Annotated in this window: 14 protein-coding genes; 1 reads left to right on the forward strand and 13 read right to left on the reverse strand. The window is 42.7% G+C overall.

Annotation, left to right across the window (positions count from 1 at the left end):
* Positions 1 to 4: 4 nt before the first annotated feature.
* The 5 genes from FG28_RS03765 to abc-f all read right to left on the reverse strand — a co-directional run bounded on the left by FG28_RS03765 (position 5) and on the right by abc-f (position 8,826).
* Complete coding sequence (locus FG28_RS03765) at positions 5 to 1,330, reverse strand: TolC family protein (protein ID WP_036380107.1); 1,326 nt, start codon at positions 1,328 to 1,330, stop codon at positions 5 to 7.
* A complete protein-coding gene (locus FG28_RS03770) occupies positions 1,330 to 4,617 on the reverse strand; it encodes an efflux RND transporter permease subunit (RefSeq protein ID WP_036380109.1) in 3,288 nt (1,095 codons plus the stop codon). Before FG28_RS03770 ends, FG28_RS03765 begins: the two co-directional genes overlap by 1 nt.
* Entirely contained in the window at positions 4,614 to 5,750 is a 1,137-nt protein-coding gene (locus FG28_RS03775; protein WP_036380111.1) for an efflux RND transporter periplasmic adaptor subunit, read from the reverse strand. The genes FG28_RS03770 and FG28_RS03775 overlap by 4 nt, the downstream gene beginning before the upstream one ends.
* A 138-nt stretch (positions 5,751 to 5,888) precedes the next feature.
* Positions 5,889 to 6,776: a hypothetical protein gene (locus FG28_RS03780; RefSeq protein WP_036380112.1), complete on the reverse strand. Its 888-nt coding sequence runs from the start codon at positions 6,774 to 6,776 to the stop codon at positions 5,889 to 5,891.
* 136 nt (positions 6,777 to 6,912) lie between these two features.
* Entirely contained in the window at positions 6,913 to 8,826 is a 1,914-nt protein-coding gene (gene abc-f / locus FG28_RS03785; protein ID WP_036380114.1) for a ribosomal protection-like ABC-F family protein, read from the reverse strand.
* A 67-nt stretch (positions 8,827 to 8,893) separates the two neighbouring features.
* On the opposite strand from abc-f, the gene FG28_RS03790 reads away from it, so the two are divergent.
* Positions 8,894 to 9,298, forward strand: a complete 405-nt coding sequence (locus FG28_RS03790; RefSeq protein WP_036380116.1) for a DUF983 domain-containing protein — start codon at positions 8,894 to 8,896, stop codon at positions 9,296 to 9,298.
* On the opposite strand, the gene FG28_RS03795 is transcribed toward FG28_RS03790, so the two are convergent.
* The 8 genes from FG28_RS03795 to FG28_RS03830 all read right to left on the reverse strand — a co-directional run bounded on the left by FG28_RS03795 (position 9,295) and on the right by FG28_RS03830 (position 20,359).
* Positions 9,295 to 10,350 carry an FAD-binding oxidoreductase gene (locus FG28_RS03795; RefSeq protein ID WP_036380118.1) on the reverse strand — a complete coding sequence of 352 codons (1,056 nt, stop codon included), beginning with the start codon at positions 10,348 to 10,350 and terminating at the stop codon, positions 9,295 to 9,297. The two genes, FG28_RS03790 and FG28_RS03795, sit on opposite strands and share 4 nt — an antisense overlap.
* A gap of 191 nt (positions 10,351 to 10,541) precedes the next feature.
* Complete coding sequence (gene gldN / locus FG28_RS03800) at positions 10,542 to 11,444, reverse strand: gliding motility protein GldN (protein ID WP_036380120.1); 903 nt, start codon at positions 11,442 to 11,444, stop codon at positions 10,542 to 10,544.
* Between the two features lie 18 nt (positions 11,445 to 11,462).
* The gene (gene gldM, locus FG28_RS03805; RefSeq protein ID WP_036380121.1) at positions 11,463 to 13,034 is read right to left on the reverse strand and encodes a gliding motility protein GldM; all 1,572 of its coding nucleotides are present in this window, start codon (positions 13,032 to 13,034) and stop codon (positions 11,463 to 11,465) included.
* 71 nt (positions 13,035 to 13,105) lie between these two features.
* Positions 13,106 to 13,762, reverse strand: coding sequence for a gliding motility protein GldL (gene gldL, locus FG28_RS03810; RefSeq protein ID WP_036380122.1), 657 nt, complete (start codon positions 13,760 to 13,762; stop codon positions 13,106 to 13,108).
* Positions 13,763 to 13,842: 80 nt separating this feature from the next.
* On the reverse strand, positions 13,843 to 15,222 hold the full coding sequence (gene gldK / locus FG28_RS03815) for a gliding motility lipoprotein GldK (protein WP_036380124.1): 1,380 nt from the start codon (positions 15,220 to 15,222) through the stop codon (positions 13,843 to 13,845).
* Between the two features lie 120 nt (positions 15,223 to 15,342).
* On the reverse strand, positions 15,343 to 16,500 hold the full coding sequence (locus tag FG28_RS03820; RefSeq protein ID WP_036380127.1) for a formimidoylglutamase: 1,158 nt from the start codon (positions 16,498 to 16,500) through the stop codon (positions 15,343 to 15,345).
* Between the two features lies 1 nt (position 16,501).
* Positions 16,502 to 18,985: a type I DNA topoisomerase gene (topA, locus tag FG28_RS03825; protein ID WP_036386129.1), complete on the reverse strand. Its 2,484-nt coding sequence runs from the start codon at positions 18,983 to 18,985 to the stop codon at positions 16,502 to 16,504.
* Positions 18,986 to 19,102: 117 nt separating this feature from the next.
* Complete coding sequence (locus FG28_RS03830) at positions 19,103 to 20,359, reverse strand: LVIVD repeat-containing protein (protein ID WP_036380128.1); 1,257 nt, start codon at positions 20,357 to 20,359, stop codon at positions 19,103 to 19,105.
* Positions 20,360 to 20,587 lie beyond the last annotated feature (228 nt).

Consider the following 20,587-nt stretch of genomic DNA (forward strand, 5'->3'; position numbering starts at 1 on the left):
TCCCTTAAAAATCTATATTGAGGAGCTGCCCGCTGATCTGCAACATCTGCAGTTCGGCAAGCTTGGCATTGTACTTGGCCTGACTTTTGGCCAATTCAGCATTCAACAGGTTCAATTGTGCCTGTCTGAATTCAATTGAAGTAACCTGCCCCAATTGATACCGTTCATCGGTTCGGTTAAAGTTATTTTGGTTGGTCTGTAGGTTTTTTTCCTGAACTTCCAATATGTAAAGGGCATTGGTGTAGCTGTCCCATGCATTGCGTATATCCCGCTCCACCTCCAACTCTATCTGCTTTTTGATCAGTTCTTGGTTCTCATAGGTTATTTTGGCATTTTTTGCACCTGTAATCGCTCTACCTCCATCAAATAAGTTCCAGCTGAGATTAATGGCTCCCGTAACCCCTGTGGAGGTATTTTGAAGGGAAAATGCAAGCGGGCTATTGTTGGTGGACTCGTTCCAGCCATAAGTACCGGTAAGACCAATGGTCGGCAAAAAGTTGCTTCGGGCCACTTTTATATTGTAATTGCTTATGCTGATGTCTTTTTCCACTATTTGCAACCGAACATTGTTCATTTTGGCCTCGTTGTGCATACTCTCCATCTGTAGGCCCGGTATAAAATTCACCGTGGTATCAATTTCAAATCGGGTGGAAAGTTCCCTATTGAGAATAAGGTTCAAATCCCGCATGGTATTGCGCAATTGTTGCCGGGAGTTGAGTAGATTGATGCTGTCCGTATTGATGTCCACCTCGGCATTGAGCACATCCAAACCTGTATTTTGTCCATATTCAAATTGATAACGTGCCCTTGTAAGCCTATCTTTTGAAATTTCAAGCGCCTCCTCCAAGTTGGCTGTGTTCTCGGTTAGGCGAGCCACTTCATAATACACAGAAAAAAGCTGCAAAATGGTGGTCTCAATAGTCTGTTTTACTTCCAATTCCGATTGTTGGGACCGCTCCTTAAAGCTTTTATAGTTGTAAAGGCGCCCTAGTCCATCAAACAAGGTGTAATTTACGTTTAGGGAAGCATTATACCTGCGGGTTTCAGCCCCATCCGCAGTACGTGTCTCGCCATTGGCCAATACACCCTCTGTATTCTGGCGATCTATGGTTCCTGCTCCGTTCGCTGTAACTGTGGGCAAATACCCAGAATTAAGGATACTGGCATTGTTTTCATCAATTCTTTTGGTATTTCTCGCCACTTGAATGCCCAAATTGTTCTCCAATACCAATTGTATGGCTTCCTCCTTTGAAAGGGTTTCCTCTTGGGCTGTTGCCGAATAACCAAAAAACAATAAAAAAAGGGGTAGCGTATAAAAAATGCTTCTCATTATGTCGTCTCTTCTAAAACTTTTGAAGTTTCTTCCTCAGATTCTTCATGGCTTATGTGCCCATTAAGGCTGTTTCCACTTTCCTCGAGCATCTGTTGTTCTTCGTGCTGTTCCCTGATGGCGCGTTCCACTTCTTCATGGGATACTTTTTCTCCGGTCCATAATCTTTTGGCCCACACTTTAACATTGTTCCCAAAAGAAAGAAAGAGCGGCAGCATTAAAAGGGTAAGTATAGTGGCAAATCCTATTCCATAAGCAATGGAAATGGCCATGGGCTTTAAGAATTGCGCCTGTCTACTTTTCTCCAGTAAGAGGGGCGCCAAGCCCGCTATGGTTGTAATGGATGTTAAAAATATCGCTCTAAATCGGGATTTTCCGGCTTCGTAGAGTGCTTCATCAAACTTTAGCCCATTACGTAAATTGATATTGAATTTCCCTATTAAAACCAGACCGTCATTTACCATAATCCCTATGAGGGCTATAATACCCAGCATGGAAAGAATATTGATGGGGAATCCGTGTATCCAATGTCCCCAGGCCACTGCCGTTAAACTAAATGGCACCAAAAGTAGGAGCAGCAATGGCTGACTAAAACTTCTAAAGGTAAAAGCAATGGTGATGAAAATAAGGAACAGCACGGTCAATCCCACAAATCTCAGGGAGTTTATGAATTTGTTCGCTTCCCTATTCTGACCTTCATAAGATGGGGTAATGGTAGGATATTTTGATAAAATATCGGGCATTACCTCACTCCGTATCCAGCCCATGGCATCTGTTCCGCTGGTGGTCTCCGGGTCGGTCAAATCAGCGGACACCTGAATTTCACGTTGGCCATCCAAGTGGTTTATGGCCACATCGCCCCGTTCAATGGAATAGGTGGCGATTTCCTTTAATGGAATTCGCTCCCCAGTGGGGGCCAAAATCCGCATTTCATCCAAATCTGTAATGGAGGAACGGTTTTCACGATCATAACGCACCCAAACCCTGATCTCATCCTGACCACGTTGAAAACGCTGTGCTTGTGCGCCAAAAAATCCTGCCCGCACCTGGTTCATCACAGAACGAAGGTCCAATCCCAACAAGTAGGCATTTTCCTTTAACTGCAAACGTATTTCCTTGATTCCTGCCGGGTCATTGTCCGTAACGTCTTTTAAGTTCCCATTGTTGAGCATGGCATTTTTTAATTCCTGCTTTGCTGCCTTTAGCTCGGTTATATTATTACCCAGCAACGACACCGATACGGGAGATCCGCCAAAATTACCCCCTGAACCATAAATCAAGCTTTCCACACCTACCACAGGCCCCACCAATTCCCTAAGTCGTGTGGTCACCATATCTGCCCTTATTGCATCCGGGCGTTCCTCACCAGGCAACAAATTGATTTCCAATGTGGCTGCCGATGATCCGGGTCCCAAATTTTTGATCATGTTTTCAAAAAGCTCTTTATCGGTCTCTTGTAAATACTTATCCGTAAGTTCTTGGTTAACGATATGGGCTTTCTCCTGAATAAGACTAATAATGGAATCGGTAACTTTTTCGTTGGTGCCATTTGGCATTAGCAATTCAATTGAAATTTGATCACTGGCGATCCTTGGGAAAAATGATGTTCTAATGACTCCACCACCAATGGAGCCCAATGTCAACACCAATGCCATAAAAAAGAGAGCGAACGTTAAAAATTTGTACTCCAACGCAAATTTTAGTGCTGGACTGTACAATTTATCACGCATCCAAGCCATGAATCTGTCCCCCATTTTATTGATTACCCGCAACTTCGCAAAAACTTTGGCTATTCCACTTTTTGGACCCTCTTTCTGTGGATGAAGTGCCTTGGAGTGTGCCAAGTGGGCTGGGAGAATGATCAACGCCTCTATCAATGAAACCACCAAGGTTAAAATCACAATTACAGAAACCTCACCAAAAAATTCACCAATACGGCCATCCAAAAACAGGATAACCGAAAAAGCCAAAACTGTGGTAATGATCGCTGAAATAATGGGAGGTATCACCTCCATGGTTCCATCTATAGCAGCACGAACGGGGGGTTTTCCTTTTTCATAATGCTGATAGATATTCTCGGCTATCACAATTCCATCATCCACCAAAATACCAATGACGATGATCATCCCAAAAAGGGACAGTACGTTTATGGTAACGTTGAACAAGGGTGCAAATACGAACATTCCCAAAAAAGCAATGGGCAATCCGAATGCAACCCAAAACGCCAGACGTGTATTTAAAAATAGCGAGAGGAAAATCAGTACCAAAATCATTCCCACAATGGCATTTTCCGTGAGCAATTGGGTACGTTGTGTCAATATTTTGGAACGGTCATCAATGATTTCCAATTGCACGTTGGCGTGTTTCTCATTGAAATCCTTCATGTATTCCTTGATTTTCTCGGCAGAGCCGATCAAATCCTCGGTATTGGTACTGGTAACGGTAATATTCACCGCCAGATTTTCATTGAAATAGGACGCATTTGGGGTTTCTGAGAAACGATCCCGAATTATGGCCACATCCTTTAACCGGACTGTACGACCAGCAGCGTCTGCCCGCACCACAATGTTTGAAAGTTCGTCTCCGTAATAGGATCGGTTCTTTGCCCGAATCAGATATTCTTCCGTAACCGTTTTAATATTACCTCCTGTCACCAAAATATTGGCATTGGCCACGGCTTGAGCCACTTCGGTAAAGGACAGGTTATAGGCCAACAGACTATTTTCGTCAACAGCGATTTCAATTTCCTCGTCGGGATAACCCGAGGGTTGAATCTGGGAAATACCATCAATGGCCCTAAGATCATTTTCAATCTGGCGACCAATCTGTTTTAAGGTGGCCAAAGGAACACCGTTCCCATTTATCGCAAAACTAATGGTTGGGCGTACCGGTTCTTGCTTGGAAACAATCAATGGTTCCATTCCCGTAGGGAAAGTTGGGACCCGATCCACGGCATTTTTGACCTCCAAGAGCATAAAATCAATATCCCTTCCTTTTTCAATCTCAACATTGATGGAACCACTGTTTTCCCTAGAAGTGGAGGTGACCCGCTCCACACCTTGCAATCCTTTTAGGTTATCCTCGATCTTTAAAGTGATACCTTCCTCGATTTCCTGGGGTGATGCTCCGGGATAGGTAATGTTGATCATAATATTTCTGGATTCCGACAGCGGGAAAAAGGAAGATTTTAGGGTCAGGGCACCCACAATACCAAAAACCAAAAATGCTACAACGATAACGTTGACGGCCACATGGTATTTAATAAAATAAGAGATTACCTTTTTCACAATTGTGCGCTTTTGGATTCCTTCTCGTCAAACACCTTTACCAACATTCCGGCATAGGCGCCAGATATTGGTTTTGCCACAATAACTTCGCCATTGGGAACATTCTTAAGCACTACTCTTTTGTCGGTAAAATAAACTGGGTTAACGTCTATGATATCCAAAATGGAATCCCGAACCACAAAAATTTGATTGTTATCCAGCAATAGGGAACGATTTATCTCAATGGCATCGGTTTCTTCCTTTGCTTCAAGATTGGCTTCTAGATATTGACCTTCTTTAAGGTTGTCTCCGCGTACCTCAATAAAAACGGTTATGGTCTGGGAATTTTGGTCAACACGGCCATTCACCCGGATTACTTCTCCTGTATAGGTTTGGGTTTTGTTCAAATTGAAAAGCTCCACTTTTTTTCCTACACGCAAAAAGTCGCCATAGGTCTTTCCCACTGAAACTTCCAGTTCATATGCCTCGGTATTGATGAATTCCCCTAATTTTTGGCCCGAACGGATCAGTGTACCCTCGGTGACCAACGCTTCGGTTAAAACGCCATGGAACGGAGCCGTTATGGTGTATTTTACCAATCGCTGTTCCATGTTCTTTACGTTGTAATAATTGGAAATGACCCCTCTCCCCGTAATGAAGAACTTTTCTTTTTCGGTAGACATTTCGGGTAGTTCGGGAGTGGTCTTGGCCAGGTCAAAACTGTTCAGATATTCTTGCCATTTGGGATAAATCTCCGGATAGTCCAACCGAAGGTCGGGCATAATGGAGGTAAGCAAGTTGTACAGACTACTTTTGGCCGATTGTACACTGGCATAGTATTCATTGGCATCAATGCGAATCAAGGTTTGTCCTGCGCTGTATTCTTGGCCCGTTCTGAACAATTTACTGCCTTGCCTGAAAACGCCTTGTACTTCTGAGTAAAGTTCTACCCTTTTCTTGGCTCTTAAATTACCATTGGCGGGCACCATAATGGGAACGGTAGTATTTTGTACGGTATCCACAAAAACGGTTTTTACCACTCTTTGTGATTCTGGCCGCCCCGTATCCTTGCTATTGGCAATAAGCCCGGCAAAATACAAGGACCCAAATATGATTATGCCGCCCACTACGGCAGAGATGATCAGCTTGCGCATGCGTAGATTTTGAATTAGTGGTACAAAACTATTCCCTAGAGCCTTCTTGAATGGTTAAATATTTCATAATTGTTACCCAAAAAAAAAAGGGGATACACGCCTGTATCCCCAAACCAAACAAACTAAAGTATTAACTAACTACTCGTTTTCGTTTTCATCTTCGAATTTTGTATCCGCCATGCGTGTACGTTCAAAGTGAATTTCATTGAATCTTGGCTCTAGGGACTTATCGTCTGAATCGAACACCAAAAATTGATTGGCATTCATGGATTTGAGCCCCGTATATGAATCGAATCTATTATTCTGGATCTGTAGTATCTGCAAGCTTGCCAATTGTCCAAATTCGGCAGGAATCTCTCCTCCCAATTGGTTGTTGGCCAATACCAATTCCTTAAGCTTGCCCAAATTCCCAATTTCTTGTGGGATGCTTCCCTCCAAACTATTTTCAAAGAGACCCAGGGTTTCCAATTTTGTGAGATTTCCGATACTCTTTGGAATAATGCCCTTTAAGTTGTTACTGGACAGATTGAGTTCCCGCAAATTTTTAAGTTCACCCAAGGATTCTGGTATGGGACCGCTCAAAAAGTTATTGAACATGGAAAAGACCTGCAGCTCTTCAAGTTGTCCAATTCCATCAGGAATGGAGCCTTTGATTCGGTTCATCTCCAATTGGAGCACTTTTAGGTTCTCCAGCTTAACAATGTCTTTGGGCAATACCCCAGTAATACTATTGAACGCCAAGTTCAGGTTAGTAAGGTATTTTAGCTTTCCGATACTTTCGGGAAGCACACCTTCTAAATTGTTCATGAACAATTTAAGCCCCACAACATGTCCATCTTTAACCTCAACGCCTTTCCAGCTATCTACTGGTGCTTCCAAATCCCATGTAGTTTTCCATTTACTCCCATTGGTACTGTTGTACAAATCAATAAGAGCATTCTTTTCCTTTTGGGAAATTTCCGCATTGGCTGAGACTTGACTAAAGGGGGACATCAAGAATATGAAAAAAATGGCCAATCGAATCATTGAATACTTATTTGATGATAAAGAATTTACCTACAAAGTAAGAAGAATACGTAAAAGATTACAAATATAATCGGCGAAAAGTCCGTAAATTGTTGTGAACAAGAGTAAAAATGTGGTCTAAATTTCCGGTTTAGGGTCAATTTAACGATTCCAATTCGTGGGAAAGCTTCTCCCAATCTTCCATCAGGATCTCCAAATTCTTCTTTTTTCTTTGGTAATTGTCAAAAAAATTGGGTTTGGCTATGGTTTTGTCATAATCCATGAGTAACTCATGGTCTATATCTCCAATCTCTTTTTCCAACTGCGAAATCTTCTTTTCTACTCCGCTCAGCCTATTTTTTAATGATTTTTGCTTTTTCTGGGTATGGTAATCGCTTTCTTTCTCCTCTACCTGAACTTTTTCTTCCACCTTCTTTTCTCCTTTCTCAATCTTTCTGAAATCCTCTGCCTTGCGTTGTTCCAGATAAAAATCGATATCCCCCAAATACTCCTTGATATTGCCCTCTTTAAACTCATACACCCTGTCCGTAAGCCCTTGTAGGAAATCCCGATCGTGAGAGACCAAGATCAAGGTGCCTTCAAAATTTTGGAGGGCCTGTTTTAGTACATTCTTGGATTTGATGTCCAAGTGGTTGGTAGGCTCATCCATGATTAGCACATTAAAGGGCTGTAACAACATTTTGGCCAAAGCCAACCGGTTTCGCTCCCCACCAGACAAGACTTTTACGTACTTATCCACCTCATCTCCCCGGAAGAGAAAAGAACCTAAAATGTCCCTGACCTTACTTCGGTTGCCCTCATTGGCGGCATCTGTCATGGTGTCCAAAATAGTTTTACTTCCGTCCAGATACTCCGCTTGGTTTTGTGCAAAATAGCCCAATTGTACATTGTGTCCGATTTTCATATCACCGGTATGGTCCAATTCACCCACAATAATCTTGGCCAAAGTAGTTTTTCCTTGCCCATTCTGACCGACAAAAGCGGTTTTGCTACCTCGTTCAACCAGTAAATCAATATCTCGGAGGACTTCATTTTTGCCGTAGCTCTTGGAAAGGTTTTCCAACTCTACCACTACTTTACCTGGATTAACAGAGACTGGAAAGCGAACGTTCATGACGCTGTTGTCCTCTTCATCCACTTCAATCCGCTCCATTTTGTCCAACTTTTTAATGAGTGATTGCGCCATACTGGCCTTGCTGGACTTCGCCCTGAATTTTTCAATGAGCCTTTCGGTCTGTGCAATCTGTTTTTCTTGGTTTTTTTGAGCACTGAGTTGTTGCTCCTTCATTTCCTTCCGCAATTCCAAAAATTTGGTATACGGTTTTGGGTAATCATAAATTCGGCCCAAGGAAATTTCAATGGTGCGGTTGGTGACATTATCCAGGAACATTTTATCGTGGGAAACGATCACCACTGCTCCAGGATAGCTTTTCAGAAACTGTTCCAACCAAATGATGGATTCAATATCCAAGTGGTTGGTGGGCTCATCCAACAGCAATACATCGTTGTTTTGAAGCAACAATTTGGCCAATTCAATCCGCATACGCCATCCGCCGGAAAACGTATCGGTTAATTTGTTAAAATCCTCGCGTTTAAACCCGAGTCCCAACAATACTTTTTCCGTATCTCCCTGATAATTGTAGCCGCCTAAAATCTCGTAGTGATGGGTCACATCGTTCAAATCCACCATCAGTTGATGGTACGAATCACTTTCATAATCGGTGCGTTCCGCCAAAGCAGTGTTGATTTTCTCCAATTGGGCCTCCAAGGATTGGATTTCAGAAAAAGCTTGGTAGGATTCTTCCAAAACCGTCCTACCCTGTTCAAAATCAATGTCCTGCTTTAAAAATCCAATTTTTACATCTTTTTCAGTAGCGATGGTCCCTTCATCTGGAGCCATTTCCTTGGCCAGTAATTTAAGCAGCGTGGATTTCCCGGCTCCATTTTTTCCGATAAGACCTACCCGGTCCCCCCCGTTTAATCGAAACGCGATTTCCTCAAAAAGATATTCGCCTCCAAAGGCTACTGAAAGATTATGAATATTTAGCATTTAAATGTGACTTGAATTACACAGCAAAATTCGGTGAATCCGTATTTTTGCATCAAAATCGCTGCAAATGTTAAAAAAAGGAACCAAACTGTACAGTATTTTAACAGGAAGTTGTCCCAAATGCCATGAGGAGAGTATGTATGAAAACACCAATCCTTATGCGCTTTCGCAACTGTTTAAAATGCACGAACGTTGTTCGCACTGTGGCACAAAATATAAGATTGAGCCTTCGTTTTTCTATGGCTCCATGTATGTAAGCTATGGCGTTGGGATTGCCTTTGCCGTGGCTGCTTTTGTAATTGCCTTTTTGTTCTTGGGAGCGTCACTTCCAGTTACTTTTATTGCCATTGTGGGCACTTTGGTTGTTTTTATGCCTGTGATTATCCGGTTTTCACGAAATATTTGGATCAATTTTTTCATCAAATATGATCCAACTGCCGCAAAAAAACATCACCCTGCAGTTGAAGGTTAATTTTTGTAATATTTCTTTGTAAATCTTTGGATATTGATTACCGGATCAAGTGGAATTTGGCGTTCAAGATAATTGAATAACTGGGCGGAGGCATAAGGAGCGATAAGCACTCCTCTAGACCCAAATCCATTCAACACATACAGGTTTTTGTACTCTGGATGCTGACCAACCAAAGGTCTCCGGTCCACCACTGTGGGACGAATACCTGCCACATGGTCCACGATCTCAAAATCACACTTTAAAAAGGTCTTTAGTTTGTCCAAAAGTTCCTTTTTGGCCGCTTCGGTAGGTTCGTTGGTCTTGTCCTTCCATTTGTAGGTAGCACCAATTCGATAAAGGTCACTGCCCAATGGAATCGTGAAAACTGATGATTTTATCACATTTTCTTCTTTATAATCCGGTGCCTTAATGGTTAAAAGCTCTCCTTTGGTACCATTTAGCGGCAAATAATTGAAATAAGGGTTGTTTTTAAGCCCATAACCGCATGAAAAAACAATTTGCTTGGCTTGTATTGATTTATACGAAATATGTCCCTCCTGATGCTCAAAGCAAGAGAAATCAAAAGATTCTCGCTCCAAAAGTCCTTTTTTCTGCAAATAATCCGAATAGGATTCCACCAAAGTGGCCGTGTCTATCCTTCCCGTATATTTTACTTCACCAAAACCAAAAGAGCCATCAATACTGGGGTTTTTATTTTGAATGAGTGTTGTGGACAAGAAATGGTTTAACCCGAGCTTATCGGAAGCTTCAAACCACGCATTTTGTTCTTCTACGGAAGCAAATCGTCGAAGTACTGGAACTTTGTAGTCCAATTTCTTCCCCAATTTTTGCTCCAAATCAGCATAGAAGGGTTGGGCCAGTTCCATTTGCTCCTTGGCCTTCCAAGCTAGGGTAAAGCGTTTTAGAATCACTGGGTTGTACAGTCCTCCGGCCACCTGCGAAGCTTGCTGGGAATTATCCGTATTCACTTTAAAGGATTTACCTTCTTTTTCCAAAACTTCACAAAAAGAGATTCCCGCCAAACCGAGACCTACTACAATGTAATCCAACATAGGGCAAAATTAGCCATCTTGATCGGGTTTTTGTGGGCTAGTTGGTTTTTCTTGAAACAAAAAACGCCGCACAAAAGTGCGGCGTTAGCTGTATTGAATTGGAAATATTTGTTTGGGGTGTCCCGATATCCATCGGGATTAATTCCGCTTACAACTTTGATACGCCAAAGGGCTTTCAAAGTTGAGCGTCATTAATACGCCCACATATCTTGCTCCCTGTCTCTTATCTGCTCTTTGATTCGTTGAGCTTCCAAGAGTTGGAACAATGCATTGTCAAAAATATAATCGTCTATTTCACGGTCTTCGTGAACGTTTTCCTCTTTGTAGATGACCGCGTTAAAACGGCGTGCGTTCAACAACATATCAAAGGAAATGGGTCTTGCCGAATTCTGCTGATTGTAAACTTTGGCTTCGTGCAGAATTTGTCTTGCTGCAGGGTACCACACCCAGAACAATTCAACTTTGTTCTGTCCTGGATCAACGGACTCATCATCGATGAAGTTAACGTCCGGTGCAACAGGTGCAATTCCCAACAAACGATACTTAAGCTCTCCTTGTCGCTTGTCGAAATACCAGATTCCTTTAATTCGGTACTCTTCAATATCTGCTGCGGTAAGATCTCTTTTGTTGATGAACTCTGGAGAAATTTGTTCGCCCGCATTGTATTGTTCGTACCCTAGGTCTGTGGTATCCACTTTGCTCAAGGTTGCCGAAAGGTCTTCCAACTTTCTCTTTTCCGTAAAGTAAGAGTCGGTGTAGACCTCGGTCAATTTACCGTTTCGGATGTTTTTCATCAAAACATGGTATAGTGACCTTCTATCCTTTCCAATACCTATGGTATCGGTTGGATAATATAGCGGAAAGTTAACTCTCTCGTCAAGATCGATGATTTCCCATATGGTCTTGGACCATAGGATATCCCTATCATCCACGTAACCATATTCCAATGGCTCATCGGCATCTTGCTCTATTTGAGCTTGGGTCTTTTTACCGATCTCCTCTGGTAACTTGGCGTTTAAAATGTTTGCCTGTCCCATCATTGATACGGGCAATACACCCAACAATCCGATTACTAATGCATTTTTCCAATTCATGATCACTTATATACTTTATTAGTTTGTAATCTCAACAACAACAGGAGATACCTTTTTCAATTTGTAGGTCTTGTTGTTGGTGATGTACGCTTGTATGTCAAAAATTTGAACAGCGTCACCTCTACCAGCCCTACTCAAGGCAGACTTGGCTCTGTTGTCCAATTTGTTACCATTAACAACAACCGTAGGCTGACCTGGCACCTTGAACTTGAACTGACCAACTGCTAGGTTCAAATCAAAATCAAAGTCTTCCAACATGGCTCCGATGGTAGAAATCTCCAAGTTTCTTCTTGGCATTTGAATGCTACCAGACTCACCACGCACAGTACCAGCTGGTCTTGGAATATCCTTGATACGGAACTCAGACTTGGTGGAGATACCTTTACCATCTGGCAATGTACCTGAAGCGGTAATAGTAACTGATCTACCTGTACCTGGGTTCATCACATAATTGCTTCCACTTCTTCTGGTCAGACCAGGAGCGTTGGCACTAACCTTATTATCTGGAATACCAGGAATGGAGATGGTCATTGGGTTGGCCACACCACGGTAAACTACGTTCATTTTATCTGCAGAGATAACAGCGGCATTAGGCATAGAAATAGTAGCGAAGGTATTATCTATCTCCACTGGCACTTCAACGCCATCCTGCATATAGGTCATGGTTCCTTTGATGGTGTGATCCCCTGGGGTACCGGCACTGATCAACATCTTGATACCACCAGCTTCCAATTCGTAATCTTTACCTTCTGTCAATGGTCTTCCGTCCAAAGTCAATTCAGCTTTTACAGGCGTGGAAGTCTTGTCAGTTTTGCTAACAATGATCTTACCATCGTACTTCTCACCTGCATAGTAAGCCGTTTTTGGAGCGGACAATGCACTAGCGAAATTGGTCAAGGATACAGCTTCCGTCAACTCACCTTCCAAAAGGGTTTTCAATACCTCTTGTTCAGTGGTTTTAATATCGGCCTGCAACTGGGTCATCTTGGTCAAAGAGGCTACCAATGGGAACCCTTCGTAGTGATAGTTGATCCAATCTTGACGTGTACCGTCTCTCTTTTCAACCTTACCATCTTCATCACCTGTTGCAAAACGTGTTTTAACCGCTGATTTCAATGCTTCAAACTCGCCTTCCGGCAATGCGTTGATCACACCTTCACGGTAGGTATTGATTTGATCCATGAACTTTTTTCCTTCTGGGCCCAAATTGTCGCCCTGGAAGAATTTTTGGTCCAAGTAATCAGACTTGTCCATAACCACATAGTCTTTTGGGTCTTCCAAATCTGCGGTCATTTCCTTTTTCAACCCTTCCAGATAGCTATAGTAGTTATCTGAAAGTTGTTTGATCTCTTGAGCGTCTTTGTACAGTTCGCCATACTCCTCTTCGTTTTCAGAAGCTTTGGTTTCCAAGCTTGCAAAAAAACTAGAGTTGTTTTCATCCATGTTACTGTTGGAAGTTTCCAGCTTTTCGTTCATAAGTCCGAAAGCGGCAAGTACTTCCTTGCTCATATTAAGGGCCAACATCGCGATGAAGATCAAATACATAAGGTTGATCATCTTCTGACGTGGCGTTTGTTTTCCTGATGCCATGTTTATCTAATTAGAATTATAAATTAATTTGATTTGGGTTTTTGTTGATATCGCTTAATTTGATATCCTAATTAGTTTCTTCCACCCATGGCGGTAAGCATACCACCGTAAACTCCGTTCAACGAAGAAAGGTTGGTTGCCAAAGATTCCATTTGGTCTTTCAATGCACCTGCATTTTGTACCACTTCCTCGTTAATGGAGGCTTGACGGCTAGCGCTTTCCAACTGAACTTTGTACAAGCTGTTCAAAGATTCCATCTGAGCAGCGGCATGGGACAATTCCTCAGAGTATTTCTTGGTGTGCTGGATCGCATCCGTAGTTGGAGCGATATTTTTAGCGGCACCTTCAAAACTCTTGATACTTTCACCCAAGCTTGAGAAAAGCTCAGAATCAATATTGGCTTCCTTAAGAAGCTCATCCAATTTTCTGGAAAGGATACCTTCAGCTTCTTTAGCATCTTTAGCATCCTGCTTTCTTTTGGAATCTGCTTGGCCACCAGACAATTCTGGGTATACCAAAGACCAATCGTATTCGTCGTCTACTGGTTCAAATGCACTGATAGCGAAGATCAATGCTTCAGTAATAAGTCCAACTGCAAGAAGAAGTCCACCTGTAAGTGGTCCAAACTCCCAGTGAAGGATCTTGAACAATGCACCAATAATTACTACCGATGCTCCAAGCCCGTAGGCCATATTAAACAGCTTTTTTGTTGATTTTGACTGTGCCATAATTCTAGTTTTAATTAAGTTATATAAATAAGTATTTGGTTACTGGTTTATTTATATAATGTTCTCTCTCTTTTTAATTTCTATAATCCGCTTCTAGCTCCGTTGGTGGAATCTTCCTCTCCCATATAATCCTGTACCGTTCTGAATCCGATATAGCTTCTTGCGGAATCTTGGTATTCATAATCCCGGGTACTTACCTGAAGGAAGTAGGCAACATCTTTCCAAGAACCACCTCGGATCACCTTACGTTTATTGTCTTGGGAACCAATGTTTGGGTTCATGGTGGACAAATATTCGTAAGCACCTGGATCAAAGCTTGAGTTGGTCCATTCAGAAACGTTACCGGCCATGTTGTACAGGTTGTAATCGTTTGGCTCAAAAGATTTTGCCTCTACAGTGTATAAGGCAGCATCTGCGGCGTAATCACCTCTTTGTGGCTTAAAGTTGGCCATAAAGCAACCGGTATCACTGATCACATACGGACCACCCCAAGGGTACGATCCTCCTTCAATACCACCTCTAGCGGCATACTCCCATTCAGCTTCGGTAGGCAATCTAAATTGGTTCACGAATTGCTTACCTCGGCTTTTTTGGTCGTCGTTCTTAAACTTGGTCCTCCAATTGCAAAATGCTTTGGCCTGCATCCAGTTGACCCCTACAACAGGGTAATCACTGTATGCATCGTGCCAAAAATAATCATTGTGCATGGGTTCGTTGTAGGAATATTCAAAATCCCTGATCCACACAGTGGTATCTGGATAAATCTCCAATTCCTCTTGTTTAATAAAGTCTTTTCTACTACCGGTTCTGGCACGGGCCGCAGCCTCAATGTCCATCCAGTTGTATTTGTATTTTAACTGGGTCACGTCAATGGACCTCAACCCATTATAACTTTCCTCTTCAGGAAGATAAATGGAATCCATAACCTCAGCATAGTACTCGTCCGGATACTCCGAAGTGTCCCATACCAAGTCTACATCCTTGTTCAATGCTCTTCCTTCATATCCGGTCTCTCCAAGTCCGGCATAATTGTCGAGCATATACTTGTCGTACACGGAAAGTTCGGTGGTATCTGTATCTTTAAAAGCATACTCACCAATACCTTCGTCTTCTGAGCTTATGCCCAGTTCGTCGGCCAAAATGGCCAATTTGGTCCTTACAATGGAATCTTTCACCCACTCTACAAACTGACGGTACTCACTATTTGTGATTTCCGTGTCATCCATATAAAAAGAACGTACGGTAACCGTTCTTGTGGGTGCGTTCAAAACTTTTGCTTGATCCTCTTCGGCTTTTCCCATTACGAAGGCGCCACGAGGAATAAGTTCCATTCCATACGGTTTCTCCGGATGCCATTTTTTTCCAGGGGCCCCAACCAACTCACCTTTTGACCTTGATTTTGAGCCACAACTGCTAAGCAAAAAAACAAGTGCTATAGATGATAAGAATAGCTTTCTCATACTTTAGGTTAAATTATTCGATTCAAGATTATAAACTGCTCTACACAAATTCATTACTCTCAAAACTACTTTTTGAATGAATTATTGTGTAAAATCAATTAATGCCAAAAATTAATTTATTTAGTTAAAGCCCTTTCTGTAGGCCTTGAACCACCTTTCTGGAATGTTTTGGTTGCAAGCATCCAAATAGTCCCCCTCGGTGCAAGGTAATAACGCAACCGAATTTGTTTTAGTATGTTCAGGTAAAATTGATGGGACTTCCACCCACCAGCGTTCGGTAACATGGCTTTTATAGAAGACCAGCTCCTCAGTATCCGTGGGCACGGTGAATTTGGTAAAATCCTCACTTTGTGAAGTTGGGGTTTCCTTGACCCTAAAGCTCAACCCCTCTATAAAGTACCAGATGATCTGTGCAATCATTTGAAAGGCCTGATGGGAGTTCTCCCCCTCGTAGATGCCAAATAACGATACCCGGTCACTGATACCGGCATATCGGGCAATGGTGCAGATTTCCCTCCCGGTAAAACCGTTGGGCGAAAAGTTTTTGGACAGTCCCATTTCGCTGGCACGAATGGCACGAAGGTCCAGGCTCACAATATCGCTGCTCCGCAAGACCGGTTCGGTCAACTCTATATCCGCAGCTATTTCTCCCAACCGGTAGGCATCAAAGAAAAGGCGCTCCATAAGGTCTATTTCTTCTTGGGCATTAAAATAGCTTTGGTAGCCAATATTGGAAAAGTTGAAAAGATTATTGGGCTTATCGGTAATGATTCTACTCATGTAAGAGTGTGAGGAAATCAATTCGTCGTCCTCACCAAAATCAAACCGGCTGTCAATGGAGACCAAGTTCACCATTTCCTTGATCTTGTCAAAAGCCCGATAGGTGGGAAAGGTTATATCCTGGGTACATCCTATTATAATAGGTATGATATTTTCTTCCAGAAGGCCTGCCACAATCTCTTTGACCACAAAGTAGGTGTCCTCGACCGTATCACCCTCTTCCACATCGCCTATATCGATGATGGTGGAGTTCCAGTTACCCATCATAAGGCGATAGAGTTGGATACGGATTTCATCCACATCCAATAGTTCAGTCTTTTTCTCAAATGCGTTTCTGGATTCCAGCACCCCAAAAATGGCAACATCGGCATGGGCAAAGACGGGAAGTCCGTCCTTTTCGGTGTGCACATGAATGTTCTTGCCCAATGACTGTTGTGGCAGCAACTCGGAATGTGCCAACACTTTGTCCTTCACAGGAACCAAAAAATCGAATGCCATATTATTTCTTAGCTTTTGACTTGGCTTTTTTCTTAGGGGTTTTCTTTTCCAAAAGGGCCTTGGCTTCTTCCAGCGAGACTTTGGAGGCATCCACATCTTTGGACAGTTCCACCTTTACCCTACCTTTTATGATATTGTGCCTTCCCCAACGAGCTTTTTCTATACGGATTTTCTCCTCGGGCCATTCCTGCACTACCTTTTCGGCCTCTTTTTTCTTTTTATCTTCAATAAGTTCCTCAATGTCGGACTGGGAAAGGTTGTCAAAATCGTATTTTTTGTTCACGTTGATGAACATTCCATCCCATTTAATGAAAGGCCCAAACCGTCCTTTACCTTTGGTAACCTCTTTGCCCTCGTAACTGGCAATGGGTGCATCCGCTTTTTCCTTTTCCTTGATCAATTCAATGGCCCTATCCAAATCTACATCAAAAGCACTTTCGCCCTGACCCAGTGAAATGAATTTTTTTCCAAATCGAACATAGGGGCCATATCGCCCCACGTTCGCCTCAATCTCTTCTCCTTTATATTCGCCCAATTTTCTGGGGAGTTGAAAAAGCTCCATGGCCTCTTCAAAGGTGATGGTATTGATGGACTGATCGGGCAACAGGCTTGCGAACAAAGGTTTTTCTTCTTCATCCACGGTTCCAATCTGAACCATGGGACCAAATCGGCCCAATCTGGCGGCTACTTGTCGACCCGATTTTGGATCAACACCCAAAACACGCTCTCCACTGGCACGTTCGGCGTTTTCCTCAACCTCCAATACGTTGGGGTGGAATTCCTTGTAAAAGGATTTCATCATATGTTGCCAATCCTCATCCCCGGCAGCAATTTCATCAAAATCTTCTTCTACCTGGGCGGTAAAATTATAATCGAGGATTTTGGTAAAGTGGCTCACCAAAAAATCGTTCACGATCATTCCTATATCGGTGGGCACCAACTTGCCCTTATCTGAACCGACCATTTCGGATAATTTCTTCTCCGAAAGTTTTCCTTCCTCCAAAACCAATTGAAGATAATTGCGTTCCGTACCTTCCACACTTCCTTTCTCCACATATCCTCGATTTTGAATAGTGGAAATGGTGGGAGCATAGGTTGATGGTCTTCCAATGCCCAACTCTTCCAATTTTTTCACCAAGGAGGCTTCCGTATAGCGATACGGTGGTCTTGTAAATCGTTCCGTTGCAGAAATGAAAACATTTTGCAACGCCTCACCTACCTGCATGGCCGGAAGCATTCCTTCTTGTTCCTCGGCACTGTCCTCTTCGTCAGTTCCTTCCAAATACACTTTCAGGAAACCATCAAACTTTACCACCTCTCCGTTGGCGGTAAATTCCTCTTGGTGCTTGTTGGCCTGAATCTTGACATTGGTACGTTCCAACTGGGCATCGCTCATTTGCGAGGCCAGGGTTCGTTTCCAAATCAGTTCATATAATTTTGATTGGTCCCGCTCCAACGAGGGGGATTGTAATTTCATATCTGTGGGGCGAATGGCCTCGTGCGCCTCTTGGGCCCCTTTGGATTTACCCGTGTAATTCCGCACTTGGCTGTACGAATCCCCATAATTCTCAATAATGGCATCTTTCGCCGCGCCCAATGCCTCATTGGATAGGTTTACGCTATCCGTTCGCATATAGGTAATGAGACCGGCTTCGTACAATCGCTGGGCCACTTGCATGGTTCTGCTCACCGAAAAATACAGCTTACGGGACGCCTCTTGCTGTAAAGTGGATGTGGTAAAAGGTGGTGCGGGCGATTTTTTGGCCGGTTTTTTGTCCAAGTTGGCCACCGAAAAATCAGCCCCCATATTTTGTTTCAAGAAAGCCTCTGCTGCTTCCTTGTCTGAAAAGGTTTTGTTGAGTCGTGCTGAAAACACGTTCCCGTCCGCAGTTTTAAACTCAGCTTTGATTCGGAATGACGCTTCTGGTGTAAAGGCATCAATCTCACGTTCGCGCTCCACGATCAATCGCACCGCTACCGACTGTACCCGGCCTGCCGAAAGCCCAGGTTTTATTTTTTTCCACAATACCGGTGAAAGTTCATAGCCCACCAATCGGTCCAAGACCCTTCGGGCCTGTTGCGCATTCACCAAATTATAATTGATTTCCCTCGGATTTTCTATGGCCTTTTGGATCGCTGACTTGGTAATGGAGTTGAAAACAATTCGTTTTACCTTACTCTTGTCCAACTTCAGCTCTTCGGCCAAGTGCCAAGAAATGGCCTCTCCCTCCCGGTCCTCATCACTGGCCAACCAGATGGTGTCTGCTTTTTCGGCGAGGTCCTTAAGTTTTTTAACCAAGGCTTTTTTCTCCTTGTCTACCGTATATTTTGGCTTAAAGTCGTTTTCTACATCAACCCCAAGTTCTTTGGACGGAAGGTCTACGATATGTCCGAAACTAGATTCAACTTGGTATTCTTTTCCGAGAAAACGTTCTATGGTCTTTGCCTTTGCGGGGGACTCAACAATAACTAAATTCTTTGGCATGCACTGGGTTTTGTGGTAACAAAAGTATATCAAAAATTCGATTTTGGATTTTTTGCCAAATCGCAATCAAAAAAATATCCCGCAAAAAACGGGATATTTATTATTGATACAGTGCTTTTAGTCCAGCCCTATCTGGCTGATGAGCTTAATGTCGTTGTCCAAATACTCATATTGATACAGCACGCCATCCCCTACCATGATCAGATGATTTTCCAGAGGAATCACATCAAACGTAACAATATTTTCAAAATGATTTAACTCGATCAAGTCATTGATATCGGTTTTATCATAGACCTTGAGCCCAGAATCACCATCGCAAACAAACAGCTTCTCGTCCTTGATTCCCAAACCGTAGGGACCATCCATGGGATATTGGACCGCCAATTCTGGATTTTCAATGTCTGAAATATCCACAATGAACAACCCGCTTTCGGTGGCACCGCACCAGTTGCCCCCTCTTAGAGTTACATACGCGTAGTCGCCATCCACCACAACGGGATCGCAGGCTGTGCCGTGCTGAAATTCCGAAATCAAGGAGGGCACTGCTGGGTCTGTTATGTCATAAATGTACATCCCACGCATACTGCCCAAAAACAAATAGGTACCGTTGTAAAAAATGGTCTCAATGTCGAATCCAGCATAAACATCGTCCAAATTCTGTGGGTTTTCCAAATCGGAAATATTGAACACATTAATATTATGGCTGTCCACAGCGTAGAGATAATCCTCTACAATCTTAAAACGGGCCAAAGAACCCCCTTGCCCGGTACCACCTGAAGCATCATTGGCAAGCGCAAAGTCTTCCATAAAAATAACACCGCCATTTTGTTGCTCAACTTCAGATTTAAGTCTGCGCTCTGTACTGGTCTCCCAACCGATGATCATCTCCGTATCATAATTAACATCTCCATTTTCCACTAAATCGGCTTCAAACGGAAAGAAAATATTTCCGTAGAGCACATTTTCCAGTCGATTGACCAAGGAAATATTGTTAATGTCAGAAATATCAATTACCACCAAATCCATAAGACTATCTGCGTAGAGATAATCGTCCTTCACTGAAATATCCACGTTTCCAGGAATAGTGATAAAGGCTATCTTAACAGGTTGCTCAGGATTGCTATTGTCAATTACATGAATACCTTGATACATGTCATTGATGAAAATGTAGTCTTGGTAGGTATAGACCTTTCCAGATTCGTGAATAGGTCGTGGAGCGATAATATCCACACTAGTGGCAAATTCCGCCTTGTCAATTATCAGCGGGCGTGCAACGATGTAATCGGCATATTCACCATCAGGCTCATCATTGTTGTCGCAGGAGATAAAAAAAAGTGTGGTCAGGGAAAACAGGAATAGAATTTTCTTTTTCATGTGCGTTTGTTTTTTGGATAAATCTTTCCTTTTAGATAGATGATTTTAAACTAAGTTGCGTCAGAAGACCACTGAAGATTATAAAATTGAAAAAATATCACTGCTTCAAATTACTCCTATTTAGCAACTTACATCATTTTTATTTTCTGAATGCACTTGGGGAGATGTTTTATCCTTCCTACAAAACAAATATTTCTGTTTACTTAAAATTTAAGTATTTTTGACAAT

It is taken from the genome of Muricauda sp. MAR_2010_75 (assembly GCF_000745185.1).
In the GTDB taxonomy this organism is placed as follows: domain Bacteria; phylum Bacteroidota; class Bacteroidia; order Flavobacteriales; family Flavobacteriaceae; genus Flagellimonas.

Excerpts from the sequence above, each read along its gene's own strand:
- FG28_RS03765 (WP_036380107.1), bottom strand. The coding sequence starts at position 1,330 with ATGAGAAGCATTTTTTATACGCTACCCCTTTTTTTATTGTTTTTTGGT.
- FG28_RS03775 (WP_036380111.1), bottom strand. The coding sequence starts at position 5,750 with ATGCGCAAGCTGATCATCTCTGCCGTAGTGGGCGGCATAATCATATTT.
- FG28_RS03780 (WP_036380112.1), bottom strand. The coding sequence starts at position 6,776 with ATGATTCGATTGGCCATTTTTTTCATATTCTTGATGTCCCCCTTTAGT.
- abc-f (WP_036380114.1), bottom strand. The coding sequence starts at position 8,826 with ATGCTAAATATTCATAATCTTTCAGTAGCCTTTGGAGGCGAATATCTT.
- FG28_RS03790 (WP_036380116.1), top strand. The coding sequence starts at position 8,894 with ATGTTAAAAAAAGGAACCAAACTGTACAGTATTTTAACAGGAAGTTGT.
- FG28_RS03795 (WP_036380118.1), bottom strand. The coding sequence starts at position 10,350 with ATGTTGGATTACATTGTAGTAGGTCTCGGTTTGGCGGGAATCTCTTTT.
- gldN (WP_036380120.1), bottom strand. The coding sequence starts at position 11,444 with ATGAATTGGAAAAATGCATTAGTAATCGGATTGTTGGGTGTATTGCCC.
- gldM (WP_036380121.1), bottom strand. The coding sequence starts at position 13,034 with ATGGCATCAGGAAAACAAACGCCACGTCAGAAGATGATCAACCTTATG.
- gldL (WP_036380122.1), bottom strand. The coding sequence starts at position 13,762 with ATGGCACAGTCAAAATCAACAAAAAAGCTGTTTAATATGGCCTACGGG.
- gldK (WP_036380124.1), bottom strand. The coding sequence starts at position 15,222 with ATGAGAAAGCTATTCTTATCATCTATAGCACTTGTTTTTTTGCTTAGC.
- FG28_RS03820 (WP_036380127.1), bottom strand. The coding sequence starts at position 16,500 with ATGGCATTCGATTTTTTGGTTCCTGTGAAGGACAAAGTGTTGGCACAT.
- topA (WP_036386129.1), bottom strand. The coding sequence starts at position 18,985 with ATGCCAAAGAATTTAGTTATTGTTGAGTCCCCCGCAAAGGCAAAGACC.
- FG28_RS03830 (WP_036380128.1), bottom strand. The coding sequence starts at position 20,359 with ATGAAAAAGAAAATTCTATTCCTGTTTTCCCTGACCACACTTTTTTTT.